We start from the raw sequence: 15,764 nt of genomic DNA on the forward strand, positions 1-15,764 counted from the left end.
CTCCATGAAATTGCTGCGATACGGCCCCAGGGGCCATGAAAGACCGGGCCTGCTCGATGCGCAAGGGCGTGTGCGCGACCTCTCGGGCGTGGTGGACGACATTGCCGGCCCTGTGCTGCTGCCGGACAGCCTGGCGCAACTGGGCGCCCTGGACCCCTTGCTGCTGCCCCTGGTGGAAGGCGTACCGCAGCACACGCTGCGTCTGGGCCCCTGCGTGGGGCGGGTGGGCAAGTTCGTGTGCATAGGCCTCAACTACTCGGACCATGCGGCCGAGGCCGGCATGCAGGTGCCGCCCGAGCCCGTGGTGTTTGGCAAGTGGACCAGTGCCATCTGCGGCCCGGACGACGCCATCGAGATTCCGCCCGGCTCCGTGAAGACGGATTGGGAGGTGGAGCTTGGCGTGGTCATAGGCCAGGGCGGGCGCCATATCGACGAGGCCCGGGCCATGCGGCACGTGGCGGGCTATTGCGTGGTCAACGACATCTCCGAGCGCGAGTACCAGCTCGAGCGCGGCGGCACCTGGGACAAGGGCAAGGGCTGCGACGGCTTCGGCCCGCTGGGGCCCTGGCTGGTCACGGCCGACGAGGTGCCCGATCCGCAGGCGCTGCGCATGTGGCTGGATGTGGACGGCCGGCGCATGCAGGACGGCAGCACGGCCACCATGGTGTTCGGCGTGGCCTTTCTCGTCAGCTACCTGAGCCGCTTCATGAGCCTGCAACCGGGCGATGTGATCTCCACCGGCACGCCGCCGGGCGTGGGCATGGGCCAGAAGCCGCCCATGTACCTGCGTGCCGGGCAGGCCATGCGGCTGGGCATCGCCGGCCTGGGCGAGCAGCGCCAGACCATGGTGGCGGCCCGCGTGCAACCGAATCCCTCGACAACCGGCAAGGCCTGAGAAGAGCATGACGCGAATCCTGTCCCTGCGCGTGCTCGATGTGCGCTTTCCGACCTCCAGTCACCTGGATGGGTCTGACGCCATGAACCCGGACCCGGACTACTCCGCCGCCTATGTGATCCTGGAGACGGACACGCCCGGCCTTGAGGGGCACGGGCTGACCTTCACCATCGGGCGCGGCAACGAGGTCTGCTGCGCTGCCATCGCGGCCATGCGCCACCTGGTGGAGGGCATGGAGCTCGACTGGGTCCGCCAGGGCATGGGGCGCTTTTGGCGCCACATCACCTCCGACAGCCAGTTGCGCTGGATCGGCCCGGACAAGGGGGCGATGCACCTGGCCACCGGCGCCGTGGTCAATGCCGTGTGGGACCTGTGGGCCAAGGCCGAGGGCAAGCCGCTGTGGCGTCTTGTGGCCGATTTCACGCCCGAGGAGTTCGTCCGCGCGCTGGATTTTCGCTACATGACGGATGCCCTGACCGAAGCCCAGGCGCTGGAGCTGCTGCATCGCCAGTCGCCGCGCAAGGCCGAGTGCATCGGCGTGCTGGAGCGCGAGGGCTATCCCTGCTACACGACCTCGGCCGGCTGGCTGGGCTATGACGACGACAAGCTGCGCCGCCTGTGCCGCGAGGCGGTGGCCGGTGGCTTCAACCACGTCAAGCTCAAGGTGGGGCGCAGCCTGCAGGACGATATCCGGCGCGTGTCCATCGCGCGCGAGGTGCTGGGGCCGGACCGCCAGCTGATGATCGACGCCAACCAGGCCTGGGAGGTGGGGCAGGCCATCGGCTGGGTGCGGCAGTTGGCCTTTGCCAGGCCCTGGTTCATCGAGGAGCCGACCAGCCCTGACGATGTGGAGGGCCACCGCGCGGTGCGCGAAGCCGTTGCCCCGGTCCAGGTCGCCTCCGGAGAGATGTGCCAGAACCGCATTCTCTTCAAGCAGTTCATCCTGCGTGGCGCCATCGACGTGGTGCAGATCGACGCCTGCCGGCTGGGAGGGGTCAACGAGGTGCTGCTGGTACTCCTGCTGGCCGCAAAGTACGGTCTGCCCGTGTGTCCGCATGCCGGGGGCGTGGGCCTTTGCGAGTATGTGCAGCATCTGTCCATGATCGATTTCGTCTGCGTGTCCGGCACGCGTGAGGGGCGCGTGATCGAGTACGTGGACCATCTGCACGAGCACTTCGTGGATCCCTGCGTGGTGCGCAATGCGGCCTATATGCCTCCCGGTGCGCCCGGCTTTTCCATTACGATGAAGCCGGAATCTCTGGCCAGGTATCGCTTCCAGGCCTGAGCCATGGCCCTGTCCCATTCCCATTCACTTTTGCATCCGCGCATCGATGCACACCTGCATTTCTGGCGCTACAGCGCCGGGGACTATCCATGGATAGGCGCGGACATGCGGGCCCTGGCGGTGGACCGCACGCCCGGCCATCTCCTGCCCCAGCTGTCTGCCTGCGGCTTCACGGGCGCCATCGCCGTGCAGGCGCGCGCCACGGTCGATGAGACGCGGTTCCTGCTGGAGCTGGCGCGGCGCAATGACTGGATACGCGGCGTGGTGGGGTGGGAAGACCTGACCTGCGAGGGCCTGGGCGAGCGCCTGCAGGACTGGCGTGCCGAGCCGAGGCTGTGCGGCTGGCGCCATCAGGTGCAGGACGAGCCCGATGCCGCAGCCTTTCTGGGCTGCGCCGCATTCGGGCGCGGCATGGCCTTGTTGCAGCGCCAGGGCTGGGCGTATGACCTGCTCGTCTTCCATCACCAGATGGAGGCGGCTGCCGCCTTCTGCGCACGGCACGACGCGCACTGGCTGGTGCTGGACCATCTGGGCAAGCCCCCGCTGGCCGTGCTGGCCCGGGAACAGGCCGCATTCGGCCACTGGCAGGCGCGGCTGGGGCGTTTTGCCGCGCTGCCGCATGTGGCCTGCAAGCTCTCGGGCCTAGTGACCGAGGCCGACTGGCGCGCCGGGCTGGACGGGGCAGGCAGGGCTTGCCTGCTGCGCTGTCTAGATATGGCCTTGCAGGTGTTCGGTCCGCAGCGGCTGATGTTTGGCTCCGACTGGCCGGTCTGCCTGCTGGCCGCGCCATACGCCACGGTCTTTGAGCTGGTGGATGGCTGGGCGTCGTCGCGGCTGTCGGCCTCCGAGCGTGAGGCGCTGTGGGGCGGCACCGCCGCGCGCTGCTACGGCCTGCAGCCGCAAGGCATGACCTGACCACATGGGAGGCAGCATGGACCTGAACCTGAAAGACAAGACCTTCATCGTCACGGGCGGTGCCAGCGGCATCGGGGCGGCCATCTCGCTGCGGCTGGCCGGTGAAGGTGCGATTCCGCTGATCTGCGGCAAGGACACCATGTCCGCGCGGTTCGAGGCGCAGCTCATGGAGCTGCAGCCCCGGGCCCGCCACTTCCGCTTCGACCTGGTCGATGAACAGGCATGCGGGGAGATGGTGGCCCGCGCTGCGGCGGACTGCGGCCACATCGACGGCCTGGTGAACAACGCGGGCATCAATGACGGCGTGGGCCTGGAGGCAGGGCGCGACGCCTTCGTGCGCTCGCTGCAGGCCAACCTGGTGCACTACTACGTCATGGCCCACCATTGCCTGCCGCACCTCAAGGCCAGCCGTGGCGCCATCGTCAACATCTCGTCCAAGACCGCGCTGACCGGGCAGGGCCAGGCCAGCGGCTACTGCGCGGCCAAGGGGGCCCAGCTCTCGCTGACGCGCGAATGGGCTGCCGCGCTGGCAGCCGATGGCGTGCGCGTCAATGCCGTGGTGCCCGCCGAGGTGATGACGCCGATGTACCTGCACTGGCTGGGCCGCTTCGACGACCCCGGGCGCCAGCTGGAACAGATCAGCGCCCGGATTCCGCTGGGCCGGCGCATGACGGCGGCCGAGGAGATTGCGGACACGGTCGTCTTTCTTCTGTCCGAGCGGGCATCGCACACCACGGGGCAATGGCTGTTCGTCGATGGCGGCTACACCCACCTGGACCGCGCGCTGACCTGACCACCATGGAGACACCATGCGCCAATGCCTTGCACTCGACCTCAGGGATGATCCGGCGCTGATCGCCCGGTACGAAGCCCTGCATCACCGGATCTGGCCGGAGGTGGCGGCGCATCTGCGTAGCCATGGCGTCACCGGCATGGAAATCCACCGCCTTGGCACGCGCATGGTGATGGTCATGGAAACCGATGACGCGGTGCATGACGCCCGAGCCATGGCCCTTGCCTCCGCCACCGATCCAAAGTTGTGCGAATGGGAAGACCTGATGTGGGCCTTTCAGGCCCCCACGCCGTGGACACCACCTGGAGACAAGTGGACGCCCATGGCCTGCATTTTTCGGCTGGAGGATTCTGCGCAGGAGTGAGCGACTGAGCATCCGTCGGCCATGCCCCATCCCCGAACGTCGCTCAACTCCCTTCCAGGGGAAAACACCGGGGCGCCCGCGCCGCAAATGCATAGGTCTGCGCATGAATCGCTCAGGCCTGGCGCCATCCCTGCGGAGAATTCATGAAAGCAGCCTGCAGGGCATCGCAACCACGGGGCTGCATGCACCCGCAATAGCAAGAAGCACAAGAACAAGAAGCACAAGAAAAGGGGCTGGCGACCGGTTTCAAGCTGCTCCCCATGGCAGCCGTGCTGCGGCCATGGGGATTTTCGCCAATCGGCAATGTCAAGGAGGAGAGGGAGATGAATAAACGCATGATCCGCAGCGCTGGCCTGGCCGCGCTTGCATTGGGCACGGCCCTGGCGGCCCAGGCCCAGAGTTCGGTCACGCTCTACGGGCGTGTGGTCGCGGGGGTGGACTACCAGAGCAATGTGTACGACCCGGCCACGGGGGCCTCCGGCAATCTGTGGCGGGCCGTGGGCAACCAGTGGGGCACGAGCATGCTGGGTTTCAAGGGGGAGGAGGACCTGGGCGGCGGGCTGCATGCGCTGTTCACGCTGGAGTCGGGCTTCAGCATCGACGATGCCAAGTTCAACGGCGCAGGTTTCTTCAACCGCCGCACCTTCGTGGGCCTGCGCAGCGGCTGGGGCACGCTGAAGCTGGGCAAGGACCTGTCGATCTCGGATGCGCACTGGGCGCTGGACCCCACGGGCCAGCAGTTCATCGGCTCGGCCACGCTGGTGCGGGGGCGCAACTGGGGCGGGCATGACAACATGGTCTCGTACGAAACGCCCAGCTGGGGCGGCCTGCGCGTGCTGGCGCTGACCGGCCTGGGCGAGCAGCCGCAGGGCGCATCGCGGCTGCGCAAGGATGCGCTGTCCGTGTCCTATACCGCGCCCACGTTCGAGTTGCGCGCCATCTACGATGTGGCCCGCGATGCCAATGGCCGCTTCAGCGATCTGTACACCACCTCCCGCAACCTGACGCTGGGCGGCACGGTGACGCTGTCCGCGCTCAAGCTGTTCGCGGGCTATGAGCAGCTGTCCGCGCCCGACAGCGCGGCTGGCGTGCCCACCAAGGCGCGGCAGTACTGGATGGGCGCGCGCTACAAGGTGTCAGGCCCGCTGACGCTGATCGGGGCGGGCTACCGCACCACGGTCAACAACGGCGGCGGCAGCGCCAACCTGTTCATGGCGGGCGCCGACTACGCGCTGTCCAAGCGCACGCTGCTGTACGCCAGCGTGGGCAATGTGCGCAATGGCGGCAATGCGAACTTCTCGGTGGAGACCACCAACAACAACCCGGCGCCGGGCGGCAGCCAGACCGGCCTGTACCTGGGCATGGCGCATTCGTTCTGACCGGGGCCGGGTACTTTGGCGGAGGTTGCCGGCCCTTGCTCAAGGGGCTTGCCATCCGCCGCCCAGCACCTTGTTGATCGTCACCTGGTTTTGCAGTTGCGCCAGGTGCAGGGCCGACAGGGCCAGCTGTGCGTTGCGGCTGCGCTCCTGCGCATCCAGCCAGGTGCGCAAGGGTACCTGGCCTGCGCGGTAGCGTGCCTCGTACAGGCGGGTGATTTCTGCCGATTCCTGCATGACGCGCTGCTGTGCCTGCTCCTGGCTGGCCAGCTCGGTGCGGGCGGACAGGGCTTTTTCCGTTTCCGCCAGCGCGGCGTACAGCGACTTGCGGAAGTTGACCACGGCCTCTTCATGCTGGTTGCGCGCAATGGCGGTGTTCAGCCGCATCTCGCCCACGTTCAGAAAGGGCAGGGTCATGCTGGCGCCCAGGGCCGCCACGGGGTTGGCCAGCAGGTCGAGCAGCGAGTTGCTGGAGCCCCCCAGGCTGCCGGTCAGCGACAGCGTGGGGTAGTAGCGCGCGGTGGCCGCATCGCTGCTGGCCAGGGAGGAGCGCAGCCGCAGTTCGGCGGCGCGCAGGTCGGGGCGGCGGCCCAGCAGTTCGGCGGGCAGTCCTGCGGCAATGGCAGGCAGCGCGCCCGTGGGCAGGGCCTGCGGCTCGCCACCGGGTGCCTCGGCGCCCAGGAGCAGCTCGTTGAGCGCCTGCCGCAGTTCGGCGCGGGCCTGCGTGTACTGGCTGAGCAGCGCCTGCTGCTCGGCCAGCGCCTGCCGGGCCTCGCGCCGTTCCAGGCTGGATACGGCGCCGCTGCGGTACTGCGCCTCCACCAGCTCGCCGGTGCGGCGTGTGTACTCCAGGCTTTGCCGCGCCAATTCCAGGCGCTCGTTGGCCAGGGCCAGTTGCCAGTACAGGCTGGCGGTGGTGGCCGCCAGGGACAGAGCCACGGCCTGCCTGTCCTGCTCGCTGGCCTGGGCCTCGAAGACGGCCGCATCGCGCTGGGCACCCAGGCGGTCGAACAGGTCCAGCTCCCAGCCCACGCTCAGCGTGGCGCTGGACGTCTCCAGCGTGCTGCGCGGGCTGCCGGACAGCGGCCGGCTGGCCCCGGTGCTGAGTGTGCCGCCGGGTTGCGGCAGCAGGGCGCGGCCCGCCAGCTGCGCCTGCAGCGCGGCGCGGCGCACACGGATGCCTGCCGTTGCCAGGTCGGGGTTGCGGGCAAGGGCCATGTCGATCCATGCATCCAGGCGCGGATCGCCGAAGGCGCGCCACCATGCCTCGGGCGCAGGCGCGGCCGCCGATGGCTGCGCATGCTCGAACTGTGCGGGCAGCGCCACCTGCGGCGCCTCGTAGGTTGTGCGCGTGATGGCGCCGCAGCCGGCCAGGGCCACTGCGCATGCCAGCACGCCGGTCTTCAGCATATGCATGTCAATCTCTCGATAGAGCCTGTACGGGGTCGAGGCGCGCAGCACTGCGCGCCGGCAGGAAGCCGAAACCGATCCCGATGAGGGAGGAGCAGGCCACGGCCAGCACGATGGAGGCGGCCGAGAACGACAGCTGGAAGCTGCTGCCGGACAGGCTGACGGCCAGCCCCAGGCCCAGCGCCAGCGACACACCCAGGATGCCGCCCACGATGCAGACCAGCACGGCCTCGATCAGGAACTGCTGAAGGATGTCCGACTGGCGCGCGCCGATGGCCATGCGCACGCCGATCTCGCGCGTGCGCTCGGTCACCGACACCAGCATGATGTTCATCACGCCGATGCCGCCCACCAGCAGCGCAATCATGGCGATGGCCGAGACCAGCAGCGTCAGCGTGGTGCTGGTGCGCGTGATGGCCTGGCGGATCTGGTCGGAGTTCCAGATGAAGAAGTCCTTGGTGCCATGGCGCTCGGTCAGCAGGCTGGTGGCGGCCTTTTGCGCGATCTCGGCCGGCACCGCGTCCTTGATGCGCAGCGTGATGCTGTCCAGGTGGTACTTGCCGACCAGGCGCGTGGCGGCTGCGGTGTAGGGCACGAAGAAGGTGGGCGTGGAGCCGCCGAAGCTGTTTTGCGCAGGCCGGAGCACGCCGACGATTTCCACGGGCATCTGGCCCAGCAGCACGACCTCGCCCAGCGGGCTGGGGTTGGTGGGGAACAGGGCGGTGGCGGTCTTCTGGTCGATCACCGCCACCTGGGCGTGCAGGTCCACGTCGCGCTGGTCGAAGAAGCGGCCCGATGCCAGGCGCAGGCCGCGCACGCGAAAGTGCTCGAAGCCCACGCCCGTCACCTGGGCCGTGGCCGCGTTCTCGCGGTACAGCGCCGTGACGCCGACCGACACATTGGGCGTGGCGCTGTCCACGTAGGGCTGCTCGGCCAGGGCCTGGGCGTCGGCGGCGACCAGGGTCTCGATGGCGGCCGCGCGCGTGTCGCCGAAGTCCTTGCCGGGGAAGATGTCCAGCGTGTTCGTGCCCAGCTCGCTGATCTGGTTCATCACCTGCTGCTGCGCACCGCGCCCCAGCGCCACCACCGAGACCACGGCCGAGATGCCGATGATGATGCCCAGCATGGTCAGGAAGGTGCGCAGGCGGTGGGCGTTCATGGCGCGCAGGGCCATGCGCAGGGCTTCGCCAAAGCGGTCCGACAGTCCGCGCCAGGAGGCCCGGCGCGCGCCGGATGCCGGCTCCACGGGCGGCCTGGCTTCGTGCGGGGTGCTGCGCCGGTCGGCAATGATGGCGCCGTCGCTGATCTCGATCACGCGCGTGGCGTGGGCGGCGACGGCCATGTCGTGCGTGACCAGGATGATGGTGTGGCCGTCGGCATGCAGCTCCTGCAGGATGCGCATGACCTGCTCGCCGCTGGCCTTGTCCAGCGCGCCCGTGGGCTCGTCGGCCAGGATGACGGCGCCGCCGTTCATCAGCGCGCGGGCGATGGACACGCGCTGCTGCTGCCCGCCCGACAGCTGGCCCGGCCGGTGCTGCATGCGGTCGGCCAGGCCCAGGCGTTCGAGCAGGGCGGCCGAGCGCGCATGCCGCTCGCCGGCCGGTGTGGCCGCGTAGACGGCGGGCAGCTCCACATTGCCCTGGGCCGTGAGGTCGGGCAGCAGGTGGTAGCGCTGGAAGATGAAGCCGAAGTGCTCGCGCCGCAGCGCGGCCAGCGCGTCGGGCCCCAGCTCGCTGGTCTCGCGGCCCGCGATGCGGTAGCTGCCCGAGGTCGGATGGTCCAGGCAGCCGAGGATGTTCATCAGCGTGGACTTGCCCGAGCCCGAGGCGCCGACGATGGCCACCATCTCGCCGGCCTCGATGGTCAGGTCTATGTCCTTGAGTACCGCCACCGTGGTGTCGCCCGCAGGAAACTCCCGGCGCAGGCCCTGCATCTGCAGCAATGCATGGTCCATGCTTACATTCCCATCGGGTCGCTGCCGGCCGGCTTGCCGCCGGGGCTGGCCTCGCCGATCACCACCTGCTCGCCGGGCTCCAGCCCCGACAGCACCTGGGCCTGGGCGTTGGTGCGCAGGCCCACGCGCACCTTGCGCTCGGTGACCTGGCCCTGGGCATCGCGCACGCGCACGCTGTAGTTGTCGTCGGCATCGCGGCTGCCCAGCGCGGCGGCCGGCATGAGCACGGCCTTGTCGGCCTGGGCCACGCGCACGGTGACCTGGGCGGTCATGGAGGGGCGCAGCTTGCCTTCCGGGTTGGGCACGTCGAATTGGGCGTTGTAGTAGATGGCCTTGGCGGCCTGGGCGCCGGTGGCGGTCGCTGCGCCAGCGGTGGCGTCTGTGGCGATGGAGGCGGGCGCAGGCTCTATGCGCTCGATCGTGGCGGTGTGGCGCTGGCGGCCGCTGCCCAGCGTGGTGAACCAGACCGTCTGGCCCAGCTGGATCTTGTCCACGTCGGCCTCGGCAATCTCGGCGCGAACGGTCATCACGTCGAGCTTGGCCAGCATGACGATGGTGGGCGTGGTCTGGAAGGAGTTCAGGGTCTGGCCCTGCTTGGTGACCACCGCCACGATCACGCCGTCCATGGGCGCGACGATGCGGGTGTAGCCCAGGTTGATGCGCTCGGTCTCCACCTGGGTGCGTGCCTGCTCTATCTGTGCCTGAAGGGCGCCGACATCGGCCAGCGCGGTGTCCAGCGCAGCCTTGGCGGCTTCATGGTCGGCGCGCGAGGTGGCGTCGGCCTGCAGCAGCTCCTGCTGGCGCTGGAAGGTCAGCCGGGCCTGCACCAGCGCCGCGCGCCGCGCGGCCAGCTGGGCCTGCAAGGCGGTGACGGATGCCTCGGCATTGCGCAGCTTGATGCGCTGCGGCTGGGCATCGACTTCGGCGATCAGCTCGCCGGCCTTGACCTTCTGGCCCAGCTCCACGTGCAGGCGCCGGACCTGGCCCGAGACCTGGGCGCCCACGGCCACCAGTTCCTTGGGGTGCAGCCGGCCCACGGCCAGCACGGTCTGCTCCAGGTCGCCGACGGTGACGGGTGCGGTTGCGAATTGGGTGGAGGGCTTGGCACTGGCCTTCCACCACACCAGGCCTGCGACCATGCATGCGCCTGCGACGGCGACCATGGCCCATTTGCGATTGAACTTCATTCTTCCCCTGCCGCGCGGTCGGCCGCAGGGGAGACAGTCCCTGCCCGGCGCCGCGCCAGATGCTCGAACTTACCAGTCTGGCGCGGTTCGATGTCCCGGCATTGACCAAGGCATGGAGATTCAGTGGAGAAAAGCGAGGAGAGGGAGCGGCCGGGCTGCCCCCTCGGCTCACCGCAAGTTCAGCGCAAGTTCAGCGCCAATATTGGCACTTGCTCTCGGCCTTGGTAGTCCAGACCTGCTCGGCCGGCAGCTTCTTGACCAGCTTGTAGTAGTCCCAGGTGCCCTTGGATTCGGCCGGGGATTTCACTTCCATCAGGTACATGTCGTGCACGTAGCGGCCGTCCTCGCGCAGGTAGCCGCTGCCGAAGAAGTCATCCATCTTCATGCCGCGCCAGGTGGCCATGACCTTGTCGGCATCCAGCGTGCCGGCCTTTTCCACGGCCTTGAGCCAGTTCATGGTGGCCGAGTAGTCGGCCGCATGGATTTCGCTGGGGCGGCGCTGGGTCTTGGCCATGAAGGCGTCGGCGAACTTGCGCGAGGCATCGTTCATGTCCCAGTACCAGCTGGTGGTGAACTGCATGCCCTGCGTGTTCTTCAGGCCCAGGCTGTGCACGTCGGTGAAGAACACCAGCAGGCCGGCCAGCTTCATGTCCTTGGTCACGCCGAACTCGCGCGCGGCCTTGATGGAGTTGATGGTGTCGCCACCCGCGTTGGCCAGGCCCAGGATCTGGGCCTTGGAGTTCTGCGCCTGCAGCATGAAGCTGGAGAAATCGCTGGCGTTCAGCGGCGTCTTGACCGAGCCCAGCACCTTGCCGCCACGCGCCTCGATGATCTTGGTGGTATCGGCCTCCAGCGCATGGCCGAAGGCATAGTCGGCGGTCACGAAGTACCAGCTCTTGCCTCCGGCCTCCACCACGGCAGCGCCCGTGCCCTTGGCCAGGGCCACGGTGTCGAAGGCGTAGTGCACGGTGTAGGGGCTGCACTGCTCGTTGGTCAGCGCCGAGCTGCCCGCGCCGTTGTCGATGAAGACCCGCTTTTTCTCCTGCGCCACCTTGGCCATGGACAGGGCCGTGGCCGAGTTCGTGCCGCCAAACACCAGGCTGATGCCCTGCGTGTCAATCCACTCGCGCGCCTTGCTGGCGGCAATGTCGGCCTTGTTCTGGTGGTCGGCCGTCAGCAGCTCGATGGGCTTGCCCAGCAGCTTGCCGCCGTAGTCGTCGATGGCCATCTGTATCGCCACGGCGCCGTTCTTGCCCTCGACATCGGCATAGAGACTGGACATGTCGGTGATGAAGCCGATCCGAACCTTGTCCTGCTGCGCCAGGGCCGGCGTTGCCAGTGCGGCGGCGCACAGTGCCAGGGCCAGCGGTGTCATCAGCGATGTCTTGGGGCGTTGCTGCATGAAGTCTCCTTGCTTTGGATGGAAAAAGCCCGCTGCTGTTGCGCAGGGGCCGGGGTGATTCCATGCTGGCAGGGACAGGGGCCTGCCGCATTGGGGCAAGCACGGGCTTGGTGGCCCCGGTGCGACAGTACAGCCGCTCATCCTTGCAACGTGGCCGGCCCGTTGATTGAGCGCCATGCGCTGCGCATCCCGGCCGTGGCTTGTGCGCGCGTCAGGACCTGCTTTTCCGTTCCTTGACCTGGGGATGAGAGAGCACTGATCTTGAATTAAATTGTCTAGAAAAACAATCAAAAATTCAGGTTTTGCTTAGAATAATGGACAAATGAAAGCGCCAGAAAAGTCCACCCTTCTTCAGCGCCAACTGCTTTTGCAGTTCGGTGACCGGCTCAAGCGTCTGCGCAAGGAGCAGGGGCTGGGCACGGTCGAGATGGCCTCGCGCGTAGGCATATCCCGCAGCACGCTCGCTGCAGTCGAGTCCGGCGATCCCGGGCCATCCATGGGCACGTACCTGCGAGTCATGTCGGAACTGGGCATAGGGGGAGAATTGGCATTGCTGGCGGGCGACGCCCTGCAGCCCGCGCCCGCAGGAACTGCCGCAGCCCGTTCGCGCCATGCCAGGCCCGTCGTACAGGTTCTGGTGCGTGCGCAGGATGCGCGCCATGAAGTGCAGGATCTGCAAAGCCTCGCATTGCATGAAGAAGCCGTGCGCCTTGTGCGATCTGACCCGGCATTGCTGCAGCAGGCACAGGACACGTTGGAGCGGTGGTTGAGCCAGGGGGATTCGCATTCCGCCAGCCTGTGGAGGCAGTGGCAGGATGTCTTGCAAAATGGCCGCTGGCGCACCATCCTGGCCCGCACGCGAAGGGCCCAGGAACTGCGCCAGGCCTCGCCCCTGACATCGGTGCTGCCCGAACAGGTGCGCCAGCAGGTACTGGCGCAGGTGGGGGATCTCAAGCGGGGCGTTGCATTGGGAGATACAGGGCGGGCCTATGAACCGAGAGGATCTTGAGCACATCATTCGTGCGAGCGGGGATGTGACGAATGAGTATGAATTCGTCATCGTGGGAAGCCAGGCAATCCTGGGCTCCATCCCGTATCCCGAGCCGGTTTTCAAGATGTCCGCAGAGGCGGACATCTATCCGCTCAACGCTCCGGATCTGGCGGACCGGATCGACGGATCCATTGGCGAAGGCTCTCGCTTCCACGAGTATGGCACTGATGGAGCATGGCCATGTACAGGTCGATGCGGCACTGAAACTGGCAAGCGGCATGCCGTTGGGTGATGACGGCAAACGGCAATTGCGGGCCCGGATTCAGCGCTGGTTCAAGGGGCTGAAAAAATAAAAAGCAGCCCGCAGGCTGCTTGTCGATTGCCGTGTCCGCGCGATCAGGCCGCAGGTCGCGCGGTGCGCACTGCGCTCTTGGGGCGGAAAGCCTTGCAGACGCTGTCGTCCGTTTCCAGATAGGGCCCGCCGATCAGGTCCACGCAATAGGGCACGGCCGCAAAGATGCCGTTGACCTTTTGCGTGCCATCGGGGTTCTTCAGACCTTCCAGGGTTTCGGCAATGGCCTTGGGCTGGCCCGGCAGGTTGATGATCAGGCTCTTGCCACGGATCACCGCCACCTGGCGCGACAGGATCGCCGTGGGCACAAAGGCCAGGCTGATCTGGCGCATCTGCTCGCCAAAGCCCGGCATTTCCTTGTCGGCCACGGCCAGCGTGGCTTCGGGCGTGACATCGCGCGGGGCGGGGCCGGTGCCGCCCGTGGTCAGCACCAGGCAGCAGCCGGCATCGACCAGCTCGATCAGCGTGGCGCTGATGCCGGCCTGCTCGTCGGGGATCAGGCGCGGCTCGAACGTGATGGGGTTCCTGAGCGCGCGGGTGAGCCAGTCCTGCAGGGCCGGCAGGCCCTTGTCCTCATAGACGCCGCTGCTGGCACGGTCGCTGATCGAGACGATGCCGATGCGCACGGCGTCATGGACGGGCTCACTCATCGTCGGCTTCCTCGCCAGCGCCGTCACCGTCCTCGGCTGTCTCGCGGCCCGTGCCGCCCAACTGCTGGCGCACCAGCTGGAACAGATCGCGGTAGGCGCGGCCCTTGCGCTGGGCCAGGCCGGTGGATTCCTGCACATTGGCCTCATGGGCGCCCGGCATGTCCTTGCGGGCCTGGCGGATCAGGGCGCGCAGCTGCTGGGTGTCTGTGTCGGGGAAATGGTCCAGCCAGATGGACAGGGCCGATTCCTCGGCAATCAGGCGGTCGCGCCATTGCTCGGCGGCGTGCAGGGCCATCTTCTCGGCGGCCGATCCGTTGTGCTGCTCGTCCAGCGCGGCGCGCACGGCGGCGATCTCGGTCTCGTCCAGCTTGCGCATGAGCTTGCCGACGTACTGCATCTGGCGGCGCTTGCCTTCGAAATTGGTGATGCGCTTGGCCTCGGCCAGGGCATCGGCCAGCTGGTCGGGCAATTGCAGGCGCTTGAACAGGTCGGAGCGCAGCGTCAGCAAATCCTTGCCGAGGTCCTGCAAGGCGTCGGACTCGCGCTTGAGATCCGTCTTGCTGGAGTCGGGAGTGCCTTTGAGTTCGGCCTTGAGCTGCAGGTCGAGTTCGCTGCCTTCGGCAACGAAGTGACCTTTGACGTAGTAGCCTTTTTTGGGTTTGCGTGACATGGGGTAGGGGACAAATACAGTGGCGGCGCGGAGGGCGCTGCAGTGGCGGCTATCATAGCCGCCGCTATGAAAAAACCCCGTCCCCGCGCGGCAAGCACCGCCAAACCGCAGGCTGATTCCGGCTTCAGCTACAGCCAACCGTTTTTTGAAGACCTGGTGGACCGTGCCCTGGTCCACGCCAAGAAGCTCGGCGCCACCGACGCCGGAGCCGAGGCTTCCGAGGGCTGCGGCCTGAGCGTGAGTGTGCGCAAGGGGGCGCTGGAGACCGTGGAGCGCAACCGCGACAAGTCGCTGGGCGTGACCGTCTACCTGGGCAACCGCCGTGGCAACGCCAGCACCTCCGACTTCTCGGATGCCGCCATCCAGCAGACCGTGCAGGCCGCCTACGACATCGCGCGCTTCACGGCCGAGGACCCCATGGCCGGCCTGCCCGATGCGGCCGACATCGCCCCGCCCGGCACCCACCGTGACCTGCAGCTGTTCCACCCCTGGGAGCTGACCAGCGAGGCTGCGGCGCAGCTGGCGCTGCAGTGCGAAGAAGCTGCCCTGGGCACGCACAAGCGCATCACCAACAGCGAAGGCGCTGGCGTCTCGGCCCAGCAAAGCCATTTCTTCAGCGCCCATACCAATGGTTTCCGTGGCGGCTACGCCAGCTCGCGCCACAGCCTGTCGGTGGCGCCCATCGCATCGCTGCCCGGCCGCAATGGCGAGATGCAGCGCGATGCCTGGTACAGCTCCATGCGCAACGCGGCCGACCTGGCCTCGCCCGAGGCTGTGGGCCGCTACGCCGCCCAGCGCGCCCTGAGCCGCCTGGGCAGCCGCAAGATCCCGACCACCGAGTGCCCGGTGCTGTTCGAGTCCACGCTGGCCGCCGGCCTGCTGGGCAGCTTCGTGCAGGCCGTCAGCGGCGGCGCGCTGTACCGCCGCAGCACCTTCCTGCTCGACTCGCTGGGCAAGCCCGTCTTCCCCAAGCACATCGACATCACGGAAGATCCCTTCATCCTCGGCGGCAAGGGCAGCTCGCCCTTCGACGAGGAAGGCGTGCGCGTGCAGGCCCGCAAGGTGGTGGATGCCGGCCGCGTCGAGGGCTACTTCCTGTCCAGCTACTCGGCACGCAAGCTGGGCATGAAGACCACCGGCAATGCCGGCGGATCGCACAACCTGGTCATGACCTCGCGCCGCACCAAGGCCGGCGACGACCTGCCCGCCATGCTCAAGAGGCTGGGCACGGGCCTGTTCGTGATCGAACTCATGGGCCAGGGCGTGAACTACGTGACCGGCGACTACTCGCGCGGCGTCAGCGGCTTCTGGGTGGAAAACGGCGAAATCGCCTTCCCCGTGCATGAGATCACCATCGCCGGCAACCTCAAGGACATGCTCAAGGGCATCGAGGCCGTGGGCGCGGATGCCTACAACTACGGCGCCAAGACCGTGGGCTCTATCCTGATCAACCGCATGAAGGTGGCGGGCAGCTGAGCGCTGGTTCAGCTCAAAAATAAAGCGGCTTTTTGAAGCCGCTT

The 15,764-nt window shown here is 67.6% G+C and carries 15 protein-coding genes; 9 read left to right on the top strand and 6 right to left on the bottom strand.

The features are described 5' to 3' along the window. Window positions 1-4 precede the first annotated feature (4 nt). From PO605_RS02130 to PO605_RS02155, 6 genes are all read left to right on the top strand, one after another. Entirely contained in the window at window positions 5-895 is an 891-nt protein-coding gene (locus PO605_RS02130) for a fumarylacetoacetate hydrolase family protein (protein ID WP_272205920.1), read from the top strand. 7 nt (window positions 896-902) lie between these two features. Then, window positions 903-2,180, top strand: coding sequence for an L-fuconate dehydratase (locus PO605_RS02135; RefSeq protein ID WP_272205922.1), 1,278 nt, complete (start codon window positions 903-905; stop codon window positions 2,178-2,180). Window positions 2,181-2,183: 3 nt separating this feature from the next. Then, window positions 2,184-3,095, top strand: a complete 912-nt coding sequence (locus tag PO605_RS02140; RefSeq protein ID WP_046986692.1) for an amidohydrolase family protein — start codon at window positions 2,184-2,186, stop codon at window positions 3,093-3,095. A 16-nt stretch (window positions 3,096-3,111) separates the two neighbouring features. Next, entirely contained in the window at window positions 3,112-3,888 is a 777-nt protein-coding gene (locus tag PO605_RS02145) for an SDR family oxidoreductase (RefSeq protein WP_046986695.1), read from the top strand. Between the two features lie 16 nt (window positions 3,889-3,904). Then, window positions 3,905-4,252, top strand: a complete 348-nt coding sequence (locus PO605_RS02150) for an L-rhamnose mutarotase (protein ID WP_016453836.1) — start codon at window positions 3,905-3,907, stop codon at window positions 4,250-4,252. Between the two features lie 323 nt (window positions 4,253-4,575). Further along, the gene (locus tag PO605_RS02155; protein WP_272205925.1) at window positions 4,576-5,631 is read left to right on the top strand and encodes a porin; all 1,056 of its coding nucleotides are present in this window, start codon (window positions 4,576-4,578) and stop codon (window positions 5,629-5,631) included. Between the two features lie 39 nt (window positions 5,632-5,670). On the opposite strand, the gene PO605_RS02160 is transcribed toward PO605_RS02155, so the two are convergent. The 4 genes from PO605_RS02160 to PO605_RS02175 all read right to left on the bottom strand — a co-directional run bounded on the left by PO605_RS02160 (window position 5,671) and on the right by PO605_RS02175 (window position 11,581). Next, on the bottom strand, window positions 5,671-7,044 hold the full coding sequence (locus PO605_RS02160; RefSeq protein ID WP_272205926.1) for an efflux transporter outer membrane subunit: 1,374 nt from the start codon (window positions 7,042-7,044) through the stop codon (window positions 5,671-5,673). Between the two features lies 1 nt (window position 7,045). Beyond that, entirely contained in the window at window positions 7,046-8,992 is a 1,947-nt protein-coding gene (locus PO605_RS02165; RefSeq protein WP_047469851.1) for a MacB family efflux pump subunit, read from the bottom strand. Window positions 8,993-8,994: 2 nt separating this feature from the next. Next, the gene (locus PO605_RS02170) at window positions 8,995-10,179 is read right to left on the bottom strand and encodes an efflux RND transporter periplasmic adaptor subunit (protein WP_016449657.1); all 1,185 of its coding nucleotides are present in this window, start codon (window positions 10,177-10,179) and stop codon (window positions 8,995-8,997) included. Window positions 10,180-10,369: 190 nt separating this feature from the next. Next, a complete protein-coding gene (locus PO605_RS02175; protein WP_016449656.1) occupies window positions 10,370-11,581 on the bottom strand; it encodes an ABC transporter substrate-binding protein in 1,212 nt (403 codons plus the stop codon). Between the two features lie 322 nt (window positions 11,582-11,903). On the opposite strand from PO605_RS02175, the gene PO605_RS02180 reads away from it, so the two are divergent. Then, the gene (locus PO605_RS02180; RefSeq protein ID WP_047469853.1) at window positions 11,904-12,590 is read left to right on the top strand and encodes a helix-turn-helix transcriptional regulator; all 687 of its coding nucleotides are present in this window, start codon (window positions 11,904-11,906) and stop codon (window positions 12,588-12,590) included. After that, window positions 12,571-12,864, top strand: a complete 294-nt coding sequence (locus PO605_RS02185) for a hypothetical protein (protein ID WP_082001488.1) — start codon at window positions 12,571-12,573, stop codon at window positions 12,862-12,864. Before PO605_RS02180 ends, PO605_RS02185 begins: the two co-directional genes overlap by 20 nt. A gap of 104 nt (window positions 12,865-12,968) precedes the next feature. Here PO605_RS02185 and mog read toward each other — a convergent pair whose 3' ends face one another. Together mog and yjgA are read right to left on the bottom strand one after the other, a co-directional pair. Next, window positions 12,969-13,574 (bottom strand): molybdopterin adenylyltransferase, encoded by a 606-nt coding sequence (gene mog, locus PO605_RS02190; RefSeq protein WP_016449653.1) that lies wholly within the window; start codon window positions 13,572-13,574, stop codon window positions 12,969-12,971. Next, entirely contained in the window at window positions 13,567-14,244 is a 678-nt protein-coding gene (gene yjgA, locus PO605_RS02195; protein WP_016449652.1) for a ribosome biogenesis factor YjgA, read from the bottom strand. The genes mog and yjgA overlap by 8 nt, the downstream gene beginning before the upstream one ends. Before the next feature lie 66 nt (window positions 14,245-14,310). On the opposite strand from yjgA, the gene pmbA reads away from it, so the two are divergent. Next, the gene (gene pmbA, locus PO605_RS02200; RefSeq protein ID WP_047469855.1) at window positions 14,311-15,720 is read left to right on the top strand and encodes a metalloprotease PmbA; all 1,410 of its coding nucleotides are present in this window, start codon (window positions 14,311-14,313) and stop codon (window positions 15,718-15,720) included. Window positions 15,721-15,764: the final 44 nt, after the last annotated feature.

The sequence above is a fragment of the Delftia sp. DT-2 genome, assembly GCF_028401915.1.
In the GTDB taxonomy this organism is placed as follows: Bacteria; Pseudomonadota; Gammaproteobacteria; order Burkholderiales; family Burkholderiaceae_C; genus Comamonas; species Comamonas tsuruhatensis.